We start from the raw sequence: 23,822 nt of genomic DNA, 5'->3' as shown, positions 1-23,822 counted from the left end.
ACTCCGCACTCCGCGTCGTCCATGGGTTGAACTGTAGGCGTCGGACCCTAGGGGAAACACTAGACAAACCGGAAAGATCCGTTCATGGATCGTCAACAATCGCCCAGCTGAGCGGTGACCGTACAGTGACAGGGGTCAAGGATGGCTGACACATTCGTGCAATCGGGCACGGAGCGGCAAACCGGCCGTCCGAGGGAAACACACCACCCCGGCGGCCGGCGTCTTGCTCACTTGTGCTTGAAGACCGGCGAGCGCTTCGCCAGGAAGGCGTCCATGCCCTCGCGCTGGTCGTCGGAGCCGAACAGCGCGTGGAAGTAGCGGCGCTCGACCGCGACGCCGTCGGTCAGCGGGCCTTGGTAGGCCAGGTTGACCAGTTCCTTGATCAGCATCGTCGACGGGCCGCTGAAGCCGTTGATGGTCTCGGCCGCCGTCAGCGCCTCGCTCATCAGCTGCTCGGCCGGGACCACGCGCGACACCAGGCCCGCGCGCTCCGCCTCGGCGGCGTCCATCATCCGGGCGGTCAGCAGCATGTCCATCGCCTTGCTCTTGCTGACCGCGCGCGGCAGGCGCTGCGTGCCGCCCGCGCCGGGGATGATGCCCAGCTTGATCTCCGGCTGGCCGAAGCGCGCCGTGTCCGCCGCGATGATGAAGTCGCACATCATCGCCAGCTCGCAGCCGCCGCCCAGCGCGAAGCCCGCCACCGCGCCGATCACCGGCTTGCGGATCTCCAGAATCGTCTCCCAGTTCTTGGAGATCAGCCCGCTCTTGAAGGCCGACATGAAGGTGTGCGGCGCCATCGTCGGGATGTCCGCGCCCGCCGCGAATGCACGTTCGCTGCCGGTCAAGACAATGCAGCCGATGCCATCGTCCGCATCGAAGGCCCGCAGCGCGCGGCCCAGCTCGTCCATCAGCGGATCGCTCAGCGCGTTCAGCTGCTTGGGACGATTCAGGCGGATCAGGCCGGTCTTGCGCTCGCCGGTGCCGACGACCTCCACCAGGATGTTCTCGAAAGGCGTCTCGGTCAGGGCTTGGGTCATGAGGGTCTCCTTGGAATGCGGGCAACTATAGGGGCGACGAGGCGGCGCTCGAAGCCGGCGCGGCCGGCGCCATCGCCTGCAGCGGCATGCGCTTGAGCACCAGATCGATGTGGGTGCGCGGATCCCGTGGCCGGTCCTGCCAGATCCGCACCCGCACCGGCATGAACTGCAGCGAGGGCGCCAGCCAGAACTCCGCCTGCATGTCGCCGCGCGTGTCGTCCATGTCGGAGTCCACGTGCCAGGCCGGGATGGCGCCCATGGGCGTCTGCACATCCTCCAGCCCGCGCACCTTGTAGCGCCACAGGTGCAGGTTGCGCGGCAGCGCCAAGGGCTGCTGGATGAGCTGATCCGCCTGCGCCGTCTGCCGGCCGGTCAGGAACATCCAGGTCAGTTGCACGAACTGGCTGGCCGCGTCCTGTGTGCCGTCGGGCGCGGGCTCGCGCCGGCCGTTGGACATCCGCACGCCGCCAAGGTCGAACAGCAGCGTCGACTGCCGCTTGGCGCCGGCCAGTCCGCCGGTCACCTCGTCGAAGCGCTTGGGCACCAGGCCCATCGGCGTGATCTCGCCGTCGCTGCTCAGGCGCCGCGACATCAGCGGCGCGAAGGACGGCCCGACCCAGGCCTCCAGATGAACTTGATAGTGCGCGCCGGTCCGCAGCCACTGGACGCGGGCGTCGCCATGGATGGCCCCGCGGAAATCGCCGCCCAGCGTGTACTCGAGCTGCGTCGACAAGGGCCATTCGACGCCGGGAATGAAATCACCCACCGCGTCCGAGACCGCCAGCGCCGAAGGCGCGACCAGCGTCTGCAACTCGGGCGGCGGCGGTCGACTGGCCACCTCGTCCGGCGGGATCGGCGCGATGCCCTCGTTCGATGCGGGCGACGGCGCCAGTCGGGGCGCAGGCGCGCCCGGCCTTCCTTCACTGCCCTGCGGCGGTTTGGGCGGTTCGGCCTGAGGAAGCTCGCGCACGAAAGCCGCTTCGAGCCGATCCGGCTCGGGCGTCTCCGGCATCCATCGATCGTGCAGGTCCTGCGCGCCGCGCAGCAGCCACAGGTGGGCCGCCAGCACGGCCAGCGTCAGCAGGCCCAGGCCGAGCGCACCGCGCCCGGCTCGCGGGCTCAGCCGCCCAGCCATGCGCGGCGCAGGCTCTGCGCCCGCGCCGGGGCCTTGTCCAGCAGCCCCAGGCAGACCGGGCGCGCCGCCCCGTCCTGCGCCGGCAGCGCCAGCTTGAGCGTCAGCATCCGCTGATCGCGCGAGACCAGCAGGGTCAGGCGTTGCGGGTCCTGCTGATCGAGCATCAGGGGCAGGTCCTCCAGCTTGCGCACGCGCCAGCCGTTGCAGGCGATCAGCTCATCGCCCGCGCTCAGCCCCGCCTCCAGCGCCGCCGACTCCAGCAGCACCTGCTTGACCATCACCACGCCGTCGGCCTCGGTCACCCGCAGGCCCAGGCGCTGCGCCAGCGTCGGCTTGTCATGGCCCCAGCGCACGCCCATGCGCTCCAGCAGCTGCGGCAGCGGCAGATCGTCGGTGCCGTGTACCCAGGTCGACAGCGCCTGCGCCACGGTCTCGCCGCCGATGTCGCTCAGCTTGCGCAGGATCTGCGCCTCGCTCACCGGGCCGCCGCCGGTCTCCTTCCAGAGCCCCCGCATCAGCTCGTCCAGCGAGGCCGTCTTCTCCGCGCCGCGCAGCGTCAGGTCCAGCGCCAGCGCCACCATCGCGCCCTTGGCGTAATAGCTCACCACCGCGTTGGGCGTGTTCTCGTCCTGGCGGTAGTACTTGGTCCAGGCCTCGAAGCTGGAGCGGGCCACGCTCTGATGCTTGCGGCCCGGCGCGCCCAGCACCTGGGTGAAGGTCTGCGCGATCAGCTTGAAGTAGCGGGCCTCGTCGATCAGCCCGGCGCGCACCAGGAACAGGTCGTCGTAATAGGAGGTGAAGCCCTCGAAGAACCACAGCAGCTCGGTGTAGTTCTCCTGGTCGTAGTCGTAGCGCTCGAAGACGTCGGGCCGCAGGCGCTTGACGTTCCAGGTGTGGAAGTACTCGTGGCTGATCAGGCCCAGCAGCTTGACGTAGCCGTCGGTGACCTCGGCCTGGCCTAGCCGCGGCAGATCGCGCCGCGACGCGATCAGCGCCGTGCTGGCGCGGTGCTCCAGGCCGCCGTAGCCGTCGTCCACGCAGTTGAGCAGGAAGACGTAGCGCCCCATCGGCGGCTTGCTCTTGTGGCAGTGCCAGAAGGCGATCTGCGCCTCGCAGATGCGCTGGGCGTCGCGCAGCAGGCGCTCGCCGTCGAAGATCGGCAGCGCGCCGGCGACGATGAATTCATGCGGCACGCCCTCGGCGACGAACTCGCCGCGCCAGAACGGCCCCAGTTCGAAGGGGTGGTCGGCCAGCTCGTCGTAATCGGCGGACTCGAACAGATGCGGCGTGCCCTCGACCGCGCGCATCGCCGTGCCCACGTCCCAGTCCTTGGGCAGGCCGGCCAGCTCGAGGCGATGCGGCGCCGACTCCTTGCCGTGCACCCGCAGGCACAGGCTGGTCGGGTTGAAGAAGCCGCGCTGCGCGTTCAGGAAGGCCGCCCGCACCGAGGTGTCGAAGGCGTAGACCGAATAGCTCACGACCAGCGCGCCGCGCCCGCTGCAGTCGAAGGACCAGGTGTTCTTCGCGTCCTGCCGCACCGGCACCTCGCGCTGACCTTGGCGGGCGGTCACGACGCCGAAGTGGCGGGAGAACTCGCGCACCAGATAGCTGCCCGGGATCCACACCGGCAGGCTGAGCGTCTGTGACGGCTCCGGCGCGGGCACGGTCAGCGTCACCTCGAAACGGTGCGCGTGCGGGTCGGAAACGGCGACGCGGTAATGGATCGCGGCGGTGGCCGAAGCGGTGTGGGAAGTCATGACGGACAGCCTACCAAGACTGGCCCGGCCGGGAATAGAGTCCTGTCCCTGCCGGGCGTTTGGCGCTCAGGGACGACCCGAGGTCGAACGGCGAGCCCCCGGGGCTGCCGAACTCGCCTCAGGTGCCCTGGGCGGCGATGAAGCAGCACAGCGCCGCGACGGCGCTCAGCCGGAAGCGCAGCGTCAGCCAGGCCGAGGCGCCCAGCGACGGATACAGCCGCCGGTCCACCAGGTAGCAGACGATCAGCAGCACGCCCTCGATGACCAGGCCGGCATAGGCGGGCATGGTCGAGGCGATCCAGGCCAGCAGCGCCGGCGCCACGCCCCAGATGAAGGGCGTGGGCGAAGGGACGGTCTGGCGGAAGCCCAGACCCCAATGGATCGCGCCCAGGAAGGAGATCACCACCGCCGCATAGCGCGACAGCCCGTCGGTGACGTAGGGATGGGCGTCCTCGCGCACCAGCCAGACCAGCGCGGCCCCCAGGATGAAGGGGATCAGCCCCGCGTAGCCCAGCCGCAGCGCGACGGGATTGACGCCGCGCAGCGACGCGGCGGCGGCGGAGTTGGGGGACGGGGTGACGGTGCGGTCGTTCATCGCTGGGGCGCCTGGGGCGCGTTGGGCCGCGGACCAGGCCGCGGGGACGGATCAGGATTTCTTCTCGATCGCCTGCAGGCGCTGTTCGAGCTGCTCGGCGGAGATCGCACCCGGCGCGCGCGAGCCGTCCTCGAAGAGGATGGCCGGCGTGCCATTGACGCGGATCTTCTGGCTCAGCGCCAGGTTGCGGTCAATGGCGGCGGCGTCGCACTTGCCGTCCGGACGCGGCAGCGCCGCGCCGTCCAGCATCCAGTTGCGCCAGGCGACGGTGTTGTCCTTGGCGCACCAGGCGGCGCGGGCCTTGTCCGGGGAGTCGCCGCCCAGGATGGGGATGACGAAGGTGTAGACCGTCACGTTGTTGGCCTCCTGCAGCGACTTCTCGAAGCGCTTGCAGTAGCCGCAGTTCGGATCGGCGAAGACGGCGATGCGGCGCTTGCCGTCGCCCTTCTTCCAGACGATCGCGTCCTTGAGCGGCAGGGTCGAGAAGTCCACCGCGGTGATCTTGTTGACGCGGTCCTGCGTCATGTTGCGCTTGTTCTTGAGATCGAGGATCTCGCCTTCGACCAGGTACTGGCCGGTGGCATCGGTATAGCGGATCTCGGAGCCGATGCGGACTTCCCACAGACCGGCGATCGGGCTGGGGCGGACCTCGTCGACCTTGATCTCCTTGGGCAGGATGGTCGCGAGGTTCTTGCGGATGGTGTCCTCGTTGGCCTGCGCGGTGCAGCCGAACAGCGCCAACGCGGCCAGCGCCAGCGGCAGGGCCAGGGACTTGCGGGAAACGGTCTTCATGGTCGCCTTCATTCGATTCGTGCCATCGGTGCGCCGCGTGGATGTCACGCGAGGATTCACACGGGGGATGGACGGGATTGTGTCGCTCACTGGCCCAGCGCGCGCGCCGTCAGCCACTTCTTCAGGGGGCCCGCGCGGTCGACCAGTCGCAGGCCTTCGTTGCGCAGGCGCGCGATCACGGGGACTTGACTGGCGAAGCCGCGCAGCAGGCCGTCAGTGAGCTCGCCCATCGCCCAGGTCGGCGCGATGCGGGCGCGCTCGTAGCGGCGCAGCAGCTTCTCGTCGCCCAGTGTCCGCCAGGACTCGCGGGCGGTGATCACGTCGACCAGCGCTTCCACGTCGGCCAGGCCCAGGTTCAGTCCCTGGCCGGCGAGCGGATGCACCAGATGCGCCGCGTCGCCCAGCAGCACCCAGCCGGGGCCGCACAGCGTGTCGGCGCGGCACAGCTGCAGCGGCCAGGCCTGGCGCTCGCCCGCCAGCGACAGCGTGCCGGCCACGCCGCCGGTCGCTTCCAGCAGCGCGGATTCGAACTCGGACTTGCCGCAGCTCAGCAGCTGCTGGGCGCGCTCGCGCGGGAGCGACCACACCATCCCATAGCTGTTGCCCGGCTCGGGCCGGTCGAAGGGGAGCAGCCCCAGCACGTCCGGCGAGCGGAACCACTGCCAGGCCTGGTTCTGATGCGGCTGGCTGGAAGTCAGCCGTGTGGCCACGCCGAGGTGGCCGTAGTCGTGGCGCTCGTAGCGGACGCCGAACTCCTCGGCCGCGCCGGTGTCGCGGCCCTCGCACAGCGCCTGCAGCGTCGCGGGGACGGGCTCGGTGACGCGATGCACATGCGGGGCGAAGCGCAGCGCGGCGTCGAGCTGGTCTTCCAGCGCGGCCGCGTCGACGATGTGGCAGAGCTCGCCGGCGCCCTGCTCCCAGGCGCTGAAATGCAGCTCCGCGCCGGCGCGGTCGCCGTGGATGCGCATGTCGTGCACGGGCGTGCGGGCGTCCTCGGCCAGGCCTTCCCACACGCGCAGCCGGGTGAGCAGCGCGACCGAGGCGGCGTTGAGCGCATAGGCGCGCACGTCGCCCGAGCGGTTCGGTGCCAAGGGGCGGGCCAGCAGCGCGACGCGATAACCGCGGGCGCCGAGCGCCAGGGCCAGACTGCGGCCGACGCAGCCGCTGCCGCGCACGAGGACGTCGAACTTTTCCATGGCGGGGGATTGTAGGCAGGGGGCTGGGGTCCACCCGGTCGGGCCGTCTAAAATGCGCGCTTCGCGCCGCGGGCGTCGCCGCCGGCCCACAAGCGCCGGGGGGTTGACGGAATCCTCTGGCCGCCCTTTCTCAAGTTCCCGAAAGCTTTCCTATGAGCCTCAAATGCGGCATCGTGGGCCTGCCCAACGTCGGCAAGTCCACCCTCTTCAACGCCCTGACCAAGGCCGGCATTGCCGCCGAGAACTATCCCTTCTGCACGATCGAGCCGAATGTCGGCGTGGTCGAGCTGCCGGACCCGCGCCTGGGCGCGCTGGCGGAGATCGTCAAGCCGGAGCGCATCGTGCCGGCGATCGTGGAATTCGTGGACATCGCCGGTCTGGTGGCCGGCGCGTCCAAGGGCGAAGGCCTGGGCAACCAGTTCCTGTCGCACATCCGCGAGACTGACGCGATCGTGAACGTGGTGCGCTGCTTCGAGGACCCGAACGTCATCCACGTGAGCGGCAAGGTCGACCCGATCGCCGACATCGAGGTGATCCAGACCGAGCTGTGCCTGGCCGACCTGGGCACGGTGGAGAAGAGCCTGCACCGCTACAACAAGGTGGCGCGCGCGGGCGACAAGGAAGCCATCGCGCTGGTGAAGGTGCTGGAGAAGTGCCAGGCGGCGCTGGACCAGGCCAAGCCGGTGCGCACCATCGACTTCAGCAAGGAAGAGCTGGTCATCCTCAAGCCGCTGTGCCTGATCACGGCCAAGCCGGCGATGTTCGTCGGCAACGTGGCCGAGGACGGTTTCGAGAACAACCCGTTCCTGGATCGCCTGAAGGAATACGCGGCGGCGCAGAACGGTCCGGTGGTGGCGATCTGCGCCAAGACCGAAGCCGAGCTGTCGGAGATGGAGGACGAGGACCGCGCGATGTTCCTGGCCGAGATGGGCCAGGACGAGCCGGGCCTGAACCGTCTGATCCGCGCGGGCTTCAAGCTGCTGGGTCTGCAGACCTACTTCACCGCGGGCGTGAAGGAAGTGCGCGCCTGGACCATCCGCATCGGCGACACGGCCCCGCAAGCGGCCGGCGTGATCCACACCGACTTCGAGCGCGGCTTCATCCGGGCTCAGACCATCGCCTTCGAGGACTTCGTCCAGTACAAGGGGGAAGCCGGCGCCAAGGACGCGGGCAAGATGCGCGCGGAAGGCAAGGACTACGTGGTCAAGGATGGGGACGTGTTGAACTTCTTGTTCAACGTCTGATTCCAGCCGATCCCACCATCAAATGAAGTCCCCGGCGGCCGCCAGGCCCCGGGGACTTCGCGCATTCAGGCGGCGCCCTTCCCCGCCGACGCGGCGCCGGCGCGCCAACTCTCCATCAACACCCGCGCATGCTCCCTCGCCGCGCGCTTGATCATGGCCACTTCGTCAGGCCCGAACTGGTCCCAGCGCAGCTTGGTCAGCATGGTCCGCTTGCCCAGCGAGAACACCATCACCTGTCCGCACAGCATCATCACGCGCATCGGCAGCATCGGGTCCGTCGGCTTCAGGCCGCAGTAGCGCGCCACCAGCCGCGCCGAGACCTCGCCCATGCGCGGCCGCACCGTGCTGTCGAAAAGCTCGAAGAGCACGCCCGGCGCATGCCCCACCTGCTCATGCGCGATGAAAAGCCGGCGGTACTCGGCATCGTCGGGCAGCAGCTGGAAGTCGGTCAGCGCGTCCAGCATCTCGCCGAAGGCCTCAAAAACCTGATCCGGCGTCGCCGCCGGATCCTCCAGCACGGCTTCCGTCCGCGTCACCACCGGCGCGAAATGGGCCCGTGAGCTCTCCGCGATGTATTCGGCGCAGGCCCGGTACACGCCTTCCTTGTTGTCGAAGTAGTACTGCAGCGCCGGCGCATTCACCCCCGCCGCCTTGGCGATCTCGCGCGTCGAGGCCCCCTCGAAACCGCGCTCGGCAAACAGCCGCATCGCGACTTCGATGATGCGGCGACGCGTCTCCTCGCCTCGGGCATACGAGGCTTCGGCGCGGTGGCGGGGCGGGCGGACAGGGCGAACGGGGCGATCGGTGGCGTCGGTCATGGCGGGCGGTACGGCTGGCCGTCAGGCTGCTCGCGGTCGCGGCGCCTCGCCGTGAAGGTCTCGTGAAGACCGCGGCGGAGAAAACGCACACGTCGGCGCGAACCCGACGGAAAGCAAAATATAGCAGTTGACATAAATATTCCAACTGGAAAAAGATATCGGTCGGAATAATTCTTTGCGCCGGAGATCCGGCTCGACCATGTCCTCCCAGACCTCCGCCGGCCCGCACGGGCCCGACGCCGCGCCGTCCTCCGCCCTCTCTTCCCCCTCCACTTCCGCGTCCTCCAACGGCAAGCCGCCCCGCAAGCGCCGTCCGGTGATGCTCGCGATCGCCGCGGCCGCCCTGGTCGCCGCCGGCGTCTACGGCGTGCACTGGTGGACCGTCGGTCGCTTCATCGAGTCCACCGACGACGCCTACCTCAAGGCCGACAGCGTCACTGCCGCGCCCAAGGTCGGCGGCTACGTGACGCAGGTCTACGTCGTCGCCAACCAGCCGGTGAAGCGCGGCGACCCGCTGGTGCGGCTGGACCCGCGCCAGTACCAGGCCGCCGCCGACCAGTCGCAGGCCACCATCGACGCCCGCAAGGCCGACATCCGCCGCGTCGAAGCGGACCTGCTCCAGCAGCAGGCGCAGCTCGCGCAAGCACGGGCGCAGGCCGATTCGTCCCGCTTCGCGCTGGCCCATGCGCAGGACGAGCTCACGCGGCACACGCCGCTGGCCGCCACCGGCGCCACCACCGCCGAGCGCCTGTCCGAGCTGCGCAACACGCGCGATCAGGCCGTGGCCAGCCTCTCCGCGAGCAACGCCGCGGTGAAGGCCGCCGAGGGCAAGCTCAAATCCAGCGAGGCGCAGATCGCGCAGACCAAGGCGCAGGTCGAGGCCGGCGAGGCCGCGCTGCGCCAGAACCACCTGGACGTCGACGACACCGTGGTGCGCGCCTCCATCGACGGCCGCGTCGGCGACACCACCGTGCGCGTCGGCCAGCTGCTGCAACCCGGCACGCGGCTGATGACCGTGGTGCCGACGCAAGACGTCTATCTCGTCGCCAACTTCAAGGAGACGCAGATCGGCCGCATGCGCGCCGGCCAGCCCGTGACGCTGCGTGTCGACGCCCTGCCCGATGCCGAGCTCCACGGCACCGTCGAGAGCTTCTCGCCCGGCACCGGCGCGCAGTTCGCGCTGCTGCCGTCGGAGAACGCCACCGGCAACTTCACCAAGATCGTCCAGCGCGTGCCGGTACGCATCCGCGTCGAGACGACCGCCGCCGTGCGCGATCGTCTGCTGCCCGGCCTGTCGGTGACGGCCGAGGTCGACACGCGCGAGGGCGCCGCCAAGTCCGCTGAGAGCAAGTCGGCGGAAACCAAGCCCGCCGACGGCAAGCCCGCGGCTCCGAAGAACGTCGGCGCGAACGCCGGCTCGGAGGCCCGCCATGGCTGAAGCCGCGGCCGCCGCCGGCGCCGCGCCGAGTCGCCCGCAAGCCGCAGCGCAGGCCGAGCCCAACGCCACCGCCACCGACTGGATCGCGGTGGCCGCCGGCGCGCTCGGCGCGCTGATGGCGACGCTGGACATCTCGATCACCAACTCGGCGCTGCCGCAGATCCAGGGCTCGGTCGGCGCGACCGGCACCGAGGGCACCTGGATCTCCACCGGCTACCTGATGTCGGAGATCGTCATGATCCCGCTGGCCGCGTGGCTGACGCGCGTCTTCGGGCTGCGCAACTTCCTGGTCGGCAATGCCGCGCTGTTCACGCTGTTCTCGGTGCTGTGCGGCCTCTCAGGCAGCCTGCCCATGCTGATCCTGGCGCGCATCGGCCAGGGCTTCACCGGCGGCGCGATGATCCCCACGGCGCAGACCATCATCCGCACCCGCTTGCCGCGCCATCAGCTGCCAGTGGGCATGACGCTGTTCGGGCTGATCGTGCTGCTCGGGCCCTTGCTCGGGCCGGTGCTGGGCGGCTGGCTCACGGAGAACGCCAGCTGGCACTGGTGCTTCTTCATCAACGTGCCGGTCTGCGCGGCGCTGCTCGCGCTGCTGCTGCTGGGCCTGCCGCCGGAGCGCACGCATCTGGACCAGTTCATCCGCGCCGACTGGCTGGGCATCGTGGGTCTGGCGGTCGGGCTGTCGACGCTGACCGTGGTGCTCGAGGAGGGCCAGCGCGAACGCTGGTTCGAGTCCTCGCTGATCGTGATGCTGAGCCTGGTCTCGGCCGCCGGGATGATCATGATCGCGCTGTCGCAGCGCTACGCGGCCAAGCCCATCCTGCGGCTCAAGCTGATGCGCAACATCCATTACGCCAGCGTCATCGTCATCGTCTTCACCGTGGGCGCAGGGCTGTACTGCATCTCGTACCTGGTGCCGCAGTTCCTGGCGCTGATCGCGGGCTACAACGCGCAGCAGTCGGGCGCGATCATGCTGCTGGCCGGCGTCCCGGCCTTCCTGATGATGCCCATCCTGCCCCGGCTCATCACGCGGGTGGACCTGCGCGTGATGGTGATCCTGGGCCTGCTGGCCTTCGCCGCGAGCTGCCTGCTGGACATCAGCCTCACCGCGCAGAGCGTGGGCCAGGATTTCATCGGCTCGCAGCTGCTGCGCGGCGTGGGGCAGATGCTCTGCATGATGCCGCTCAACCAGGCCTCGATGGCCACGGTCACGCGCGAGGAATCGGGCGACGCCGCCGGCATCTACAACATGGCGCGCAACCTGGGCGGCTCGGTCGGACTGGCCGTCATCGGCACCTTCATCGACCGCCGCAACAGCCTGCACGTCGAGCGCCTGAGCGAAACGCTCAACGCCAACTCGACGACGCTGCAGGAACGGCTGGCCGCCAGCACCGCCAGCCACGTCGCGCAGGTCGGTGACTTCGCCCACGCGCAGCTGCAGGCGATCAAGGAGCTGGTGCTGACCATCCACCAGCAGGCCAGCGTGATGACCTTCTCCGAAACCTTCTACGTGCTGGCGATGGCGCTGCTGCTGTGCATCCCGCTGGCGCTGACGCTCAAGGCGCCCAAGCCGCCCGCTCCCGGCGCGGCCCCGGTGCAGAACGACGCGCATTGAGCGACCCGCTCAAGCCGCGCGCAGTGAGACCCTTCATGACGACCTTCCGACTTCCCTCCCCGATCCGCGTCGGCTTGACGACGCTCACCACGCGGTCGGCGGTGGCTGCCGCCGCGGCCATGCTGCTGCTGGCCGGCTGCGCCGCCGTCGGCCCGAACGACGAGGGCGCGCCGGCGGTGGCCGGCAACGCGCTGGCGCAATCGCGCTTCGCCCGCGATGCCGCGACCGCTCAAGCTGCTCAGGCCGCCCAGCCCGTCGCCGCCAGCTGGTGGCAGGCGCTGAACGATCCGGCGCTCGATGCGCTCGTCGAGCAAGCCCTGCGCAACAGCCCCACGCTGCAAGCCGCCGAGGCGCGGCTGCGTTCCGCCCGCGCGACGCTGAGCCAGCAGGAGGCCAATCGGCGTCCAAGCGGCTCGGCCTCGGCGCTGGGCGCGGGCGTCTGGCAAGGCCCGGGCACGGACCACGAGAGCACGCTGCATCTGTACAGCGCCGGCTTCGACGCAACCTGGGAGATCGACCTGTTCGGCGGCCCGCGCCGCGCGGTGGAATCGGCCACCGCGCAGGCCCAGGCGGTACAGGCCGACCTGGCCGATGCGCAGGTGTCGCTCACCGCCGAGGTCGCGCAGACCTACGTCGCGCTGCGTGCGCAGCAGCGCCGCCAAGCGCTCTTGCTGGGCACCTCCGCCGTCGACTCGCAGGCCCTTGCGCTGGCGCGGCAGCGGCTCGCGCAAGGCGTGGCCCCGGCCGACGACGTCGAGCAGCGCGCCCAGCAGGCCGAGACCACCTTCGCCGCGCTGACCGACGTTGCCGCCGAGATCGCCGCCTCGCTGGACCGGCTCGCGCTGCTGACCGGGCAGGCGCCGGGCGCGCTCGATGCGCAACTCGCCAGCGACGCGCCCGTCTTGCCGACCGCGCCACGCGAGGTCGCCATCGGCGACCCGACCGGTCTGCTGCAACGCCGCCCCGACATCCGCGCCGCCGAACGCCGACTGGCCGGCCGCACGGCCCAGATCGGCCAGGAGAAGGCCAAGTACTTCCCCAAGCTCAGCCTGCTGGGGAACATCGGCGTGGCCGCGACCGATCCGGGCAAGCTGCTGCGCGCGGACAGCCTGGCGCTGGCGGCCGTCCCTTACTTGAGCTGGAACTTCCTCGACTTCGGCCGCACCGCCGCCGCGGTGCGTCAGGCCGAGGCCGGCCGCGACGAGGCCGTCGCCAACTACAAGGCCGCGGTCCTGGGCGCGCTGCAGGACGCCAACACCGCGCTGTCGCGCTTCGGCCAGCAGCGCCAGGCCTTGCCGCATCTGCGCGCGCAGCAAGCCTCGACGGCGCGCGCGCTGAACCTCGCCCAGCAACGGCGCCAAGCCGGCACGGCGAGCCAGCTGGACCTGCTCGACGCCCAGCGCCGCGACACGGATGCGCAGCTCAAGGCGCTGGAGGGAGAGGCCGAGCTGCTCAAGGACTTCGTCGCGCTGCAAAAGAGCTTGGGACTGGGCTGGCAGCCGGTCTGACGCGCGCCGGCGGGAGCGCGAACGCGTGACGGAGTCGACGCGGTTCGCGTTCCCGTCGTTGGATTACAGGGACAGCCGCGCGTTCGCGGGGCTGATCGCGGTTCCGGCGGCGACCGGGCGGCGGTAGGCTGGGGCCATGACCGCCGCGCCCTCCCTCGCGTCAGCCTCCCCGTCCCCTGCCGCAACGCCCCTCGACCCCGAGGAACAAGCTCCCCGCAGCCTCGCGCGCACCGCGCTGCTGAACCTCGCGCTCGCGCTGGCCTATGCCGCGCTGGGCGTGCTGGCGTTGCGGCTCATCCTGCCGCCGGACTTCGTCTCGCCCGTCTATCCCGCCGCCGGCCTGGCCGTGGCTGTGGTGCTTCGCTGGGGTCGGCGCGTGCTGCCGGGCATCTTCGTCGGCGGCGCGCTGGTCAGCCTGTCCATCTCCCATCAGCGCGAGCACCTGAACCTGCTGCAACCGCTGCTGGTGGGCCTGGGCGGCGCGCTGCAGGCCTGGCTGGGCGCGTGGCTCGCGCGGCGCTGGCTGGGCCCGCATCCCACGCTGATCGAGCCCCGCGAGCTGCTGCGCTTTCTGGGCGCCACCGTGGGCGTCGCCTGCCTGGTCAGCCCGAGCATCGGCATCGCGGCGCTGTGGCTGTCGGGCGCCGTCGGCGCCGGACAGCTGGGGCAGCAATGGCTGTTCTGGTGGATCGGCGACGCCATCGGCGTGCTGATCGGCGCGCCCATCGCGCTGACGCTGTTCGGGCTGCCGCGCGCGCACTGGGCGCCGCGTCGGCTCAGCGTCGCCCTGCCCTTGCTCGTGGCCTGCGCGCTGCTGTTCGCGGCGACCTTGCACGTCGCCCGCAACGAAGAAAGCCGCCGCCGCCACGCCTTCGAGCTGGAGGCAATCAACGCGCTGGACGGGATGTCGGGCCGGCTGATGGCGCCGCTGAACGCGCTGGAGGCCAATCACAGCCTGCTGATGGTGGCGCCGGGCATCTCTCGCGTCGACTTCGAGCGCGCGCATGCCGAGCGCGCCCGCGCCGGCGGCGCCGTCTATGCGGTGGGCTGGGCGCCGGTGCTGCGCGCGGCCGACACCGCCGCCTTCGAGCGCGCCGCCCGGGCCGACGGCTATCCCGATTACCTGGTCCACGAGCGCGCACGCCCTGGCGACCGTCCCGACCCGATCGGCAGCGATCTGCTCCCGATCCGGCTGATCGCGCCCTATGCGCGCAACCGGCCCGCGATGGGCGTGAACATCCGCAGCATTCCGCAGGCCCGCGCGGCGCAGGACCGCGCCTTCGCCACCGGCCAGCCCGCCGCCAGCGAGAGCTTCCCGCTGTCCCAGGACGTGGGCGTGCGCATCATGGGCGTGGTGGTCTACCGGGCGATCTATGAGGACGGATCGTCCTCCCCGCGCGACGCGGCCGGTCAGGCGCGCCGCGCACGCGGGCTGGCCTTCGCCACGCTGCGGCCGGAGGCGCTGCTGCAAGCGGCGCTGCCGCAGGGGTCCGCGCTGGACTTCTGCCTGACCGACGTCACGCCCGGCGCGACCCATGCACTGCTGGCCGGCGACCCTCGCTGCCGCGAGCTGCCCGCCGCGCTGCCGCACCAGGAGCGCGACCTTGACTTCGCCGGCCGCGCCTGGCGGCTGCAGGTCTACGCGCCCCGCGGGCTGCCCGTGCTGGAGGGCAACGCCACGCTGCCCTTCGCGCTGGCGGGACTGGCCGGCACGGCCTTGCTGGGCGTGCTGCTGCTGGTCATCACCGGCAACACGGCGCGGGTGGCGCGCCGGGTCGAGGAGGCCACCCACCGCCTGCGCGACAGCGAAGAGCGCTTCCGCGCCATCGTCGAGAACGCGCCGGTGGGCGTGATGTCCACCGACCTGAGGGCCCGCCCGCAGGAGATCAACCCCTACTTCAGCCAGCTGCTGGGCATCCCGTCGGAGAAGCTCAAGGAACGCTCGGTGATGGCCTTCACCCACCCGGACGACCGCGCCGAGGACAACCGGCTGGGCCTGGCGCTGATCCGCGGCGAGCTGGACCGCTACAGCCGCATCAAGCGCTACATCGGCGGCGACGGGCAGGTCATCACGGTGCGCTCGACCGTCAACCTGCTGCGCGATCCGCAGGGCCGGCCGTTCCGGCTGCTGGGCATCGTCGAGGACATCGGCGAGCAACTCCGGCTGGCCGAGCTCGAACGCGAGCACGAGGCCGAGATCGCCGCCAACAAGGCCAAGAACGAGTTCCTCTCCCGCATGAGCCACGAACTGCGCACGCCGCTGAACGCGATGCTGGGCTTCTCGCAGCTGCTGGAGACGGACCAGGAACGGGCACTCAGCCAGCGCCAGCTGGGCTGGGTCGCGCAGATCCAGCAATCGGGCTGGCACCTGCTGGCGATGATCGACGACACGCTGGACCTCTCCCGGCTGGAGGTCGGCCAGTTGCGGGTGCGGATGGGCGACCACGCCTTGGCCCCCATCGTCGCGGACAGCCTGGCCATGGTCGAGACCCAGCGCCAGCGGCGGCGGGTCGCCATCGAGGTCGATCTGGCGCCGGAAATCGACCTGGTGCGCGCCGACGCGACCCGGCTCAAGCAGGTGCTGACCAATCTGCTGAGCAACGCGGTCAAGTACAACCACGAGGGCGGCCAGGTCTGGCTGCGCGCCCGCCGGACCGGCGCCGGCACGATCGAGCTCAGCGTCACCGACACCGGCCCGGGTTTGTCGCCCGCCCAGCAAGCCCAGCTGTTCCAGCCCTTCAACCGTTTGGGCCGCGAGGGCGGCGGCATCGAAGGGACGGGCATCGGGCTGGTTATCACGCAGCGCCTGCTCGATCTGATGGGCAGCCGGCTGAGCGTTTCCAGCACCGAGGGTGCGGGCGCGACCTTCAGCTTCGGTCTGAAAACTTCAGAGATTTCTCAATCAAGTCAATGACTTAAGTCGGCGCTAAGACGCGGTGCACATACTCATTTGTGCGGCGGAGCCATTGAAGTCCCATCTGAAACAGTGAGTTTCGGGACGCTGTTAGCACTCGCCGGATGCGAGTGCTAATATCACTGCTCATCGGCCCGGACGACCGGCCCGGTACAGGAGAAACGAACACATGTCCAACAACCTTGCATTGACGGTCCGCGATCCCTGGGCTCTGGTGCCTTCGCTGGGGAACCTGGACGCGTACATCACGGCGGTGAACCGCATCCCGCTGCTGACTTCCGACGAAGAACGCGATTACGCCGAGCGTCTGCAATCCAAGGGCGACGTCGACGCCGCCGGCCGCCTGGTGCTGTCGCACCTGCGCCTGGTCGTGTCGATCTCGCGTCAGTATCTGGGCTACGGGCTGCCGCAGGGCGACCTGATCCAGGAAGGCAATGTCGGCCTGATGAAGGCCGTCAAGCGCTTCGACCCCGCGCAGAACGTGCGCCTGGTGTCGTACGCGATGCACTGGATCAAGGCCGAGATCCACGAGTACATCCTGAAGAACTGGCGCATGGTCAAGGTCGCCACGACCAAGGCCCAGCGCAAGCTGTTCTTCAACCTGCGCTCGATGAAGCATGCGCTGAAGGAGAACTCGGATCACCAGCAGCGCGCGTCGCTGACCGAGAGCGAGATCGACCACGTGGCCGAGACGCTCAATGTCAAGCGCGAGGAAGTGCTGGAGATGGAAACCCGCATGTCCGGCGGCGACGTGGCCCTGGAGCCGCAGACCGACGACGACAGCGAGACCTTCGCGCCCATCGCCTATCTGGCGGACGACTCGCAGGAGCCGACCCGGGTGCTGGAATCGCGCTCGCGCGACCACTTGGCCAGCGACGGCCTGCGTCTGGCGCTTGAGACGCTGGACCCGCGCAGCCGCCGCATCGTCGAGGAACGCTGGCTCAAGGTGAACGACGACAGCTCCGGCGGCATGACGCTGCATGAGCTGGCCGCCGAGTACGGCGTCTCCGCCGAACGCATCCGCCAGATCGAGGTCGCGGCGATGAAGAAGATGCGCAAGGCGATGACGGCGGCCTGATCCGCCGGCGATCAGCGCTTCGGCGCCGCCCTGAACGACGAAAGGCTCCTTCACGGAGCCTTTCTCTTTGGGGCCCAGGCGATCAAGCGCCGCTCAGCAGCGTCTTGATGTCGGCCAGCATCGCGGTGGCGCCCGCGCCATAGCGCGAGAACACCCGGATCCGGCCCTGCGGATCGAACAGGAAGCTCGCCGCGGTGTGATCCATCGTGTAGCTGTCGGGCGACTGGCCCGGCACCTTGGCGTAATAGATCTTGAACTCCTTGGCCACGTCCTTGAGCTGCTCCGGCGTGCCGCGCAGGCCGATGAAGCTGGGATCGAAGCTGGACAGATAGGGCTTGAGCAGCTCGGGCTTGTCGCGCTCCGGATCGACGGTGATGAACACGCCCTGCACCTTGTCGCCGTCCGCGCCCAGCGCCTTCTTCACCTGCGCGAGCTCGGCCAGCGTGGTCGGGCAGACGTCGGGGCACTGGGTGAAGCCGAAGAAGACCACCACCACCTTGCCCTTGAACTCCTCCAGGCTGCGCGAGCGGCCGTTCTGGTCCGGCAGATTGAAGCCGCGCGCGTAGGCCGCGCCGGTCAGGTCCACGCCCTGGAAGCTGGCCTTCTGGCCGAAGCCCAGCTTGTCGAGGCCGAGCTTGTCGCAGCCGGCGAGCAGCGCCGCGGCGCCGAGCGCCGACAGCAGGAGGGGACGTCGCGAGATCATGGGCACTTCCGATTCCGTCATCGATGCGGCGCGCACGCCGCGTCAGTCATGGAGCCACGCGGCCGGCCTCAGCCGATCCACGGGCTCGCGTAGTGGTCCAGCAGCAGCGCGCCGAAGAGCAGCGACAGGTGCAGGATCGAGAACATGAAGGTCTTGCGCGCCAGCGCTTCCGAGTACTCGCGCCACAGCTGCCAGGCGTGGTGGCAGAACTTCAGGCCCAGCACCACGGCCGCGGCCAGATAGATCCAGCCGCTCATGCCGCTGAGGAAAGGCAGCAGCGTCGCCGCGAACAGCACCCAGGTGTAAAGGAAGATCTGCAGCCGCGTGAACTCGTTGCCGTGCGTCACCGGCAGCATGGGCAGGCCCGCCTTGCGGTAGTCCTCGCTGCGGTACAGCGCCAGCGCCCAGAAGTGCGGCGGCGTCCACAGGAAGATGATCAGGCACATCAGCCAGGGCTCGGGACCGAGGTCTCCGCGCATCGCGGCCCAACCCAGCACCGGCGGCATCGCGCCCGAGGCGCCGCCGATGACGATGTTCTGCGGCGTCAGCGGCTTGAGCACCACCGTGTAGATGATCGCGTAGCCGACGAAGGTGGCGAAGGTCAGCCACATGGTCAGCGGATTCACCAGCACGTACAGCAGCGCCGAGCCCAGCGCGCACAGCAGGCCCGAGAACGCCAGCGTCTGGTTGCGGCTGAGCTCGCCCCGGGCGGTCGGCCGCCAGGCGGTGCGCTTCATCTTGGCGTCGATGTGCTGCTCGATCAGGCAGTTGAATGCGGCCGCGGCGCCGGCCACCAGCCAGATGCCGGCAGTGGCCGCCAGCAGCGTGCCCCACTCGGCGCCTTGCGGCAGACCGGGAATCGCCAGCGCCATGCCGATGACCGCGCAGAACACGATCAGCTGCACGACCTTGGGCTTGGTCAGTTGATAGAACTGCCACCAGCGCGAAGGCATGGGGGCGGAGGTCGCGGAACTCATTTCGAACTCACCGTCATGAGGCCGACGCTGTGGCGCGTCGTCTCGATCACACACGTCCGGGCGCCGGCGCGCGAGCGCGCCAGCACGATGGAACACATCAGCAGCAGCGCGGCGGCGCCACCGGTATGCGCCAGGGCGGCCAGCAAGGGCCATCCCAGCACCACATTCGACAGGCCCGAGGCCAGTTGCCACGCGCCGACCGCCAGCAGGCGGCGGGCCCAGCGCCGACCCTCGCCGGCCGGATCGCTCGCGCCCTGGCGCCACAGCGCGGCCGCCAGCGCCAGCAGCGCGACGAACACGATCATCGCGCCGGCGCGATGCGCCAGGTGAATGGCCGTCAGCGCCTCGAAGGGCAGATAGCCGCCCTGCGCGCCGCGGCCCAGCTCACGCCACAGCGAGAAGCCGTGATTGAAATCGGTCGGCGGTAGCCATTGGCCCTGGCAGGTCGGGAAGTCCTGGCAGGCCAGCACCGCATAGTTCGTGCTGACCCAGCCGCCCAGCGCGATCTGCGCGATCACCAGCAGCGTGAAGCCGCCGATCGCGGCGCGCAATCCCGCTGGCCAGCGCAGCGGGCGGGGCTCGTAGGACTCGGCCTGCCAGGCCAGCAGCACGAGCAGCCCGAAAGCCAGCAGCAGGTGGCTGGTGACGATGGCCGGGAAGAGCTTCATCGTCACCGTCCAGGCGCCGAACAGGCCCTGCACCAGGATCCAGATCAGCGACACCGTCGCCCACCAGGGCGAGATCGCGGCGACTTGGGACGACCCGACCGCCTTGGACGCGCGGCGGTGGCGCCACCACACCGTCCAGCTCAGCACCGCCAGCACCACCAGCAGGAAGCCGACGCCGCCCGCCATGTAGCGATGCAGCATCTCCATCCAGGCCTTGCCGTGGGTCACCGGGCCGGTGGGCATGGCCGTCTGGGCGGCGTGGATCTCGTCGCGCGCGCCCAAGGGCGAGGCGCTGCCGTAGCAGCCCGGCCAGTCCGGGCAGCCCAGGCCGGAATCGGTCAGCCGCGTCAGCGCGCCGATCAGGATCAGGTCGAAGGTCAGGAAGGCGGCGAGCACCGTCAGCGCGCGCAGGCGCCGGGCCGTCGTGTCGCGGCGATGGCGCCACTGCCAGAACAGCAGCGGCACGGCGCCCACGAGCGCGGCCACCGCCAGCAGCTCCAGCAGCGGCTCGAAATCGAAACCGAGGGCCAATCCGTTCATGCGCGCGTCGTCCTCATCCTCTCAACGGCCCGGCTTGTCCCAGCCGGCGTTGGCGCGCATCAGGCGCTCGAGGTCCTTCTTCAGCTGTGCCGGCTCCGGCGTCGCGGGCGAGCGCAGCATCCAGCGGCCCATCGGGTCGACCAGGAAGAGGTGCTCGCCCAGGCGATGACCGGGCGAGGCCATCAGCCAGGACTCGATGGCGCCGCGCTGGGCGCGCAGCACCGTCGCGGGAGCGCTGTGACCGGTGAGCGCATCGACCTGGGCCGGCGTGAGCTGCACGTCGTCGGGGACGAGGACCAGCTTGTCCAGCCGGTCGCGGTCCTTGCCCAGCATCTCGCGCAGCTGGCGCTGCATGAAGAGCATGCGCTCGCAGCCGGTGTCGCAGGCGCGGTCGGGGATGTAGGTCAGCAGCCACTGGCCCTTGAGGGCCTCGGCGGCTACCGGGGCGCCTTGCAGCGTGCTGAGCGTGAGCGTCGGCGGCAGATCGCGCGTGGGCGAGATCAGGTCGCTGTAGGCGCGGCCGCGCAGGTCCAGCACGTAGAAGCTGAAGTAGGACGCGATGACCGGCGCGGCGCAGACCGCCAGCACCAGCCACAGCGTCCAGCGCGAGCGCTTGGGCGGATCGACCGGCGCCAGCGGCGAGGGCATGGTGTGCACGGCCATCGTCACCGGACCGTCCGGCGGCAACGGCGTGTCGACCGGCGCGGGGGCGGCCTCAGTCATGGGCGCCGACGGCTCGGCCAGCGCGATGGGGGGCGAGGACTTGGAACCAGACATAAAGACCCAGGAACAGCGCCGCGAGCGCAAACCATTGAAAGGCGTAACCGTAATGCTTGTGAACGTCGACAGTGGGCGCCGGCCAGTGGCGACGCAGTCCGTCGGTCGTGTCGTCGAGCGGGCTCGCACCCGCCGGTCCGGAGGCTGAGAAGCTGGCCGAGGAGGCGACGGCGGACGCACCGCCGACGCGGTCGGAATCGCCTTGCAGCAGCACCAGCGGCAGCAGCCGCAGACCGGTCTCCGCCTGGAAGGCCGCGAGGTCGACATTCTGCCGGATCGGCCCCGACCCCGGTTCGCGTCCGAGTTCGAAGGCGCGCGAGAGCGAAGCCGCGAGGCGGCCGTCGATCCGCACATCGCCCGGCGGGGTGGTCACAGGGGGCAGATCCTCGCGGCGCGCGGCATTGCGAGGGACCCAGCCGCGCTGGACCAGGATCGCGTCCTGACGCCCGGCCAGTTTCAAAGGCGTGACGACGTAGAAGCCCGTGCGGCCCTCCATCACGCGGTTGTCCAGATAGATAGTGTGGGCGGCGTCCCAGGTGCCGGTCAGCGTCGCATGGCGATGCTCGAGCGCGCCGGGCGGCGGCAGGTCGGCGGGCGGAAGATCGCTGCCGCGGATCGGCGCGAGCAAGGCGCGCTCGTCGATGGCGCGCTGCAAGACCTTCTTCTGATCGGCGCGGTCCAGCTGCCAGAGCCCCAGCGCCACGGTCGCGGCCATGCCGACGATGGTTGCGATCAGCAGGACACCGCGCCGCCGCGGCTTGGCCTGGGTCTCAACCACGCTCATCCCCGGGCGCAGCCCGATGGCCTTGCGGGTCTCGGCATGAATAATCGATCGTCATGAAATTCATCGTCATCGTCGCGTTCATCGGCATCCTTGGCGCGCTCGCCTCGGCGGGGGTGCTCATGCTGCGCAAGCAGAAGGGCAAGGCGACCATGTTCCGGGCCTTGGCGCTGCGCGTCGGGCTGTCGGTGGCGCTCTTCCTGTTCATCCTGTTCAGCGCGTGGATGGGCTGGATTCAACCCACGGGTCTTCCCATCGGCAAGTAAGACCCCTCTTCTCCCCCGGCCGCTACGTTGCCCCTCGCCCGCTTGCGGGAGAGGGGTTGGGGTGAGGGCGGTGGCAGTCAGCGAGCCCAAGAAAAAAGCGCCGCACAAGCGGCGCTTCCTCATCGGGTGGTCAGCTCACATCCAGTAAACCACGACGTACAGCCCCAGCCACACCACGTCCACGAAGTGCCAATACCACGCCGCGCCTTCGAACCCGAAGTGCCGATCCGGCGTGAAGTGCCCCTTCATCAGCCGCAGCGTGATGAACAGCAGCATCAGCATGCCGACGAACACGTGGAAGCCATGGAAGCCCGTCAGCATGAAGAACGTCGAGCCAAAAATGCCGGAGTTCAGCTTCAGGTTCAGCTCGTGATACGCATGGAAGTACTCGTAGCCCTGGAAGCCCAGGAACACGATGCCCAGCAGCACGGTCAGCCACATGAACCCGATGCAACGCGCGCGGTGATTGGCGATCAGCGCATGGTGCGCGATCGTCAGCGTCACGCCCGAGGTCAGCAGCAGCGCCGTGTTGATCGTCGGGATCGGCCACGGCCCCATGGTCGAGAAAGCGTCCACCGTACCCGCCGGTGACGCCGTCGCCCCGGCCGCGACGCTGGGCCACAGCCCGTTGAAGTCCGGCCACAGCAAGGCGTTGTCCAGGCTGCCCAGCGTCGGGATGCTGTAGCCCCGCGACCAGAACAGCGCGCCGAAGAAGGCCGCGAAGAACATCACCTCCGAGAAGATGAACCAGCCCATGCTCCAGCGGAAGGACACGTCGATCCGGTCGCTGTACATGCCGCCTTCGCTCTCGCGGATCGCGTCGCCGAACCACTGCTTGAGCGTGAAGGCCCACCACAGCAGGCCCACCAGCAGGGACCACTTGCCCCAGTCGTGGCCGTTGATCCACTGCGCCGCGCCCAGGATCACCCAGAACAGACCGAACGCGGCCATGACCGGATGCCGGGACGGACCGGGCACGAAGTAATAAGGGGTCTTGCCTTGAATCGTCGTTGCCGACATGCCTGTCTCTCCTCAGACGCGATCGCGTTCACAACCGCTGATTTCTCTGAACGACTACAACTTCAAACTGCCAACTTCACTCTCAATTCAGCGCCGCGCCGCTGCTCACGACCCAGCGCACCAGCAGGATCAACCCGACCACGAACAGCGCCGCGGCGATCACGCCCGCCGCGATCACGTGCAGCGGGTTCAGCTGCGACACATCCTTCTCGTACTCCGAGCCCTTGCGCACCCCGAAGAAGGACCACGCCACCGCCCGCAAGGTGCCCCAGAACGAGCCCCGGCGCCGGGCGGCCAGCTTCAGGTCCTCGCCGGGCTTGAGCTCCTCGGACATCGGGCGATCCCTGTCAGCTGCTCGGCCCGGCGCGCAGCACCGGCGCGGCCGCCTGCGCCTTGCCCTTGCCGGCGACCTCGAAAAACGTATAGGACAGCGTGATCGTGCGCACGTCCTTGGGAATCTTCGGATCGATGACGAAGACCACCGGCCATTCCTTCTGCTCGCCCGGCTTCAGCGTGTACTCGTTGAAGCAGAAGCACTCCAGCTTGTTGAAATACGGCGTCGCCTGCTTGGGCGCGTAGCTCGGGATCGCCTGTGCCGACATGGTCCGCTGCTGGATGTTCTGGAAGGTGTACATCACCGTCGTCAGCTCACCCGGATGCACGACCAGATGCCGCTTGGCCGGCTTGAAGTCCCAGGGGCCGCGCGCATTGGCGTCGAACTCGATCGTGATCTGCCGGCTGTAGTCGATCTGCGTGTTCTTGACGTCCTCGGCCCGCACCGCATGCTGGCGCTCCGACAGCGACAGCACGTTGATCCCCAGCGCCGTGCAGATCGCGCGGTACATCGGCACCAGCGCGTAGCCGAAGCCGAACATCAACCCCACGACGACCAGCAGCTTGCCGGTCATCCGCAGGTTCTCCCGGCGGAGCCAGGCGGCGATCTTGCGACTGCTCATCGGG

The 23,822-nt window shown here is 69.5% G+C and carries 22 protein-coding genes; 7 read left to right on the top strand and 15 right to left on the bottom strand.

Annotated elements, in window-relative coordinates; translation table 11 throughout:
* Nucleotides 1-227: 227 nt before the first annotated feature.
* The 6 genes from ABDW59_RS16375 to ABDW59_RS16350 form a co-directional block, all read right to left on the bottom strand.
* Complete coding sequence (locus tag ABDW59_RS16375; protein ID WP_343630927.1) at nucleotides 228-1,037, bottom strand: enoyl-CoA hydratase; 810 nt, start codon at nucleotides 1,035-1,037, stop codon at nucleotides 228-230.
* A 25-nt stretch (nucleotides 1,038-1,062) separates the two neighbouring features.
* Nucleotides 1,063-2,172 carry a DUF3108 domain-containing protein gene (locus ABDW59_RS16370; protein WP_343630925.1) on the bottom strand — a complete coding sequence of 370 codons (1,110 nt, stop codon included), beginning with the start codon at nucleotides 2,170-2,172 and terminating at the stop codon, nucleotides 1,063-1,065.
* The gene (locus ABDW59_RS16365) at nucleotides 2,157-3,929 is read right to left on the bottom strand and encodes a PDZ domain-containing protein (protein ID WP_343630923.1); all 1,773 of its coding nucleotides are present in this window, start codon (nucleotides 3,927-3,929) and stop codon (nucleotides 2,157-2,159) included. The genes ABDW59_RS16370 and ABDW59_RS16365 overlap by 16 nt, the downstream gene beginning before the upstream one ends.
* A gap of 118 nt (nucleotides 3,930-4,047) precedes the next feature.
* Nucleotides 4,048-4,524 carry a DUF3429 domain-containing protein gene (locus ABDW59_RS16360; RefSeq protein WP_343630921.1) on the bottom strand — a complete coding sequence of 159 codons (477 nt, stop codon included), beginning with the start codon at nucleotides 4,522-4,524 and terminating at the stop codon, nucleotides 4,048-4,050.
* 51 nt (nucleotides 4,525-4,575) lie between these two features.
* The gene (locus ABDW59_RS16355; RefSeq protein WP_343630919.1) at nucleotides 4,576-5,316 is read right to left on the bottom strand and encodes a DsbC family protein; all 741 of its coding nucleotides are present in this window, start codon (nucleotides 5,314-5,316) and stop codon (nucleotides 4,576-4,578) included.
* An 86-nt stretch (nucleotides 5,317-5,402) separates the two neighbouring features.
* A complete protein-coding gene (locus tag ABDW59_RS16350; protein ID WP_343630917.1) occupies nucleotides 5,403-6,512 on the bottom strand; it encodes an FAD-dependent monooxygenase in 1,110 nt (369 codons plus the stop codon).
* Nucleotides 6,513-6,664: 152 nt separating this feature from the next.
* Between ABDW59_RS16350 and ychF the strand changes: the two genes are divergently transcribed.
* A complete protein-coding gene (gene ychF, locus ABDW59_RS16345; RefSeq protein ID WP_343630915.1) occupies nucleotides 6,665-7,756 on the top strand; it encodes a redox-regulated ATPase YchF in 1,092 nt (363 codons plus the stop codon).
* A gap of 65 nt (nucleotides 7,757-7,821) precedes the next feature.
* On the opposite strand, the gene ABDW59_RS16340 is transcribed toward ychF, so the two are convergent.
* Nucleotides 7,822-8,574, bottom strand: a complete 753-nt coding sequence (locus tag ABDW59_RS16340; RefSeq protein ID WP_343630913.1) for a CerR family C-terminal domain-containing protein — start codon at nucleotides 8,572-8,574, stop codon at nucleotides 7,822-7,824.
* A gap of 319 nt (nucleotides 8,575-8,893) precedes the next feature.
* Between ABDW59_RS16340 and ABDW59_RS16335 the strand changes: the two genes are divergently transcribed.
* From ABDW59_RS16335 to rpoH, 5 genes are all read left to right on the top strand, one after another.
* Nucleotides 8,894-10,012 (top strand): HlyD family secretion protein, encoded by a 1,119-nt coding sequence (locus ABDW59_RS16335; protein ID WP_343630958.1) that lies wholly within the window; start codon nucleotides 8,894-8,896, stop codon nucleotides 10,010-10,012.
* On the top strand, nucleotides 10,005-11,630 hold the full coding sequence (locus tag ABDW59_RS16330) for an MDR family MFS transporter (protein ID WP_343630911.1): 1,626 nt from the start codon (nucleotides 10,005-10,007) through the stop codon (nucleotides 11,628-11,630). The genes ABDW59_RS16335 and ABDW59_RS16330 overlap by 8 nt, the downstream gene beginning before the upstream one ends.
* A 35-nt stretch (nucleotides 11,631-11,665) precedes the next feature.
* Nucleotides 11,666-13,138, top strand: a complete 1,473-nt coding sequence (locus ABDW59_RS16325) for an efflux transporter outer membrane subunit (RefSeq protein WP_343630910.1) — start codon at nucleotides 11,666-11,668, stop codon at nucleotides 13,136-13,138.
* 136 nt (nucleotides 13,139-13,274) lie between these two features.
* Entirely contained in the window at nucleotides 13,275-16,052 is a 2,778-nt protein-coding gene (locus ABDW59_RS16320; RefSeq protein WP_343630908.1) for a CHASE domain-containing protein, read from the top strand.
* A gap of 169 nt (nucleotides 16,053-16,221) precedes the next feature.
* A complete protein-coding gene (gene rpoH, locus ABDW59_RS16315) occupies nucleotides 16,222-17,130 on the top strand; it encodes an RNA polymerase sigma factor RpoH (protein ID WP_343630906.1) in 909 nt (302 codons plus the stop codon).
* Between the two features lie 82 nt (nucleotides 17,131-17,212).
* On the opposite strand, the gene ABDW59_RS16310 is transcribed toward rpoH, so the two are convergent.
* The 5 genes from ABDW59_RS16310 to ABDW59_RS16290 form a co-directional block, all read right to left on the bottom strand.
* Nucleotides 17,213-17,833 carry an SCO family protein gene (locus ABDW59_RS16310; RefSeq protein WP_343630904.1) on the bottom strand — a complete coding sequence of 207 codons (621 nt, stop codon included), beginning with the start codon at nucleotides 17,831-17,833 and terminating at the stop codon, nucleotides 17,213-17,215.
* A 68-nt stretch (nucleotides 17,834-17,901) separates the two neighbouring features.
* A complete protein-coding gene (gene cyoE / locus ABDW59_RS16305; RefSeq protein ID WP_343630902.1) occupies nucleotides 17,902-18,810 on the bottom strand; it encodes a heme o synthase in 909 nt (302 codons plus the stop codon).
* Entirely contained in the window at nucleotides 18,807-20,018 is a 1,212-nt protein-coding gene (locus tag ABDW59_RS16300; protein ID WP_343630900.1) for a COX15/CtaA family protein, read from the bottom strand. The genes cyoE and ABDW59_RS16300 overlap by 4 nt, the downstream gene beginning before the upstream one ends.
* A 21-nt stretch (nucleotides 20,019-20,039) precedes the next feature.
* Nucleotides 20,040-20,741 carry a hypothetical protein gene (locus tag ABDW59_RS16295; RefSeq protein WP_343630898.1) on the bottom strand — a complete coding sequence of 234 codons (702 nt, stop codon included), beginning with the start codon at nucleotides 20,739-20,741 and terminating at the stop codon, nucleotides 20,040-20,042.
* Nucleotides 20,734-21,579 carry an SURF1 family protein gene (locus tag ABDW59_RS16290; protein ID WP_343630896.1) on the bottom strand — a complete coding sequence of 282 codons (846 nt, stop codon included), beginning with the start codon at nucleotides 21,577-21,579 and terminating at the stop codon, nucleotides 20,734-20,736. Before ABDW59_RS16290 ends, ABDW59_RS16295 begins: the two co-directional genes overlap by 8 nt.
* A 53-nt stretch (nucleotides 21,580-21,632) precedes the next feature.
* Here ABDW59_RS16290 and ABDW59_RS16285 point away from each other — a divergent pair, with 53 nt between their 5' ends.
* Nucleotides 21,633-21,842 carry a DUF2909 domain-containing protein gene (locus ABDW59_RS16285; protein WP_343630894.1) on the top strand — a complete coding sequence of 70 codons (210 nt, stop codon included), beginning with the start codon at nucleotides 21,633-21,635 and terminating at the stop codon, nucleotides 21,840-21,842.
* Between the two features lie 135 nt (nucleotides 21,843-21,977).
* Here ABDW59_RS16285 and ABDW59_RS16280 read toward each other — a convergent pair whose 3' ends face one another.
* From ABDW59_RS16280 to ABDW59_RS16270, 3 genes are all read right to left on the bottom strand, one after another.
* On the bottom strand, nucleotides 21,978-22,862 hold the full coding sequence (locus ABDW59_RS16280) for a cytochrome c oxidase subunit 3 (protein WP_343630892.1): 885 nt from the start codon (nucleotides 22,860-22,862) through the stop codon (nucleotides 21,978-21,980).
* 82 nt (nucleotides 22,863-22,944) lie between these two features.
* Nucleotides 22,945-23,196: a DUF2970 domain-containing protein gene (locus ABDW59_RS16275; RefSeq protein ID WP_343630890.1), complete on the bottom strand. Its 252-nt coding sequence runs from the start codon at nucleotides 23,194-23,196 to the stop codon at nucleotides 22,945-22,947.
* Between the two features lie 13 nt (nucleotides 23,197-23,209).
* Nucleotides 23,210-23,818 carry a cytochrome c oxidase assembly protein gene (locus tag ABDW59_RS16270; protein ID WP_343630888.1) on the bottom strand — a complete coding sequence of 203 codons (609 nt, stop codon included), beginning with the start codon at nucleotides 23,816-23,818 and terminating at the stop codon, nucleotides 23,210-23,212.
* Nucleotides 23,819-23,822 lie beyond the last annotated feature (4 nt).

The sequence above is a fragment of the Roseateles sp. genome, assembly GCF_039595295.1.
Taxonomy (GTDB): Bacteria; Pseudomonadota; Gammaproteobacteria; order Burkholderiales; family Burkholderiaceae_C; genus Roseateles.
Note: the sequence above shows the minus strand (reverse complement) of the source record. Positions and strands in the feature narration are given on the sequence as shown.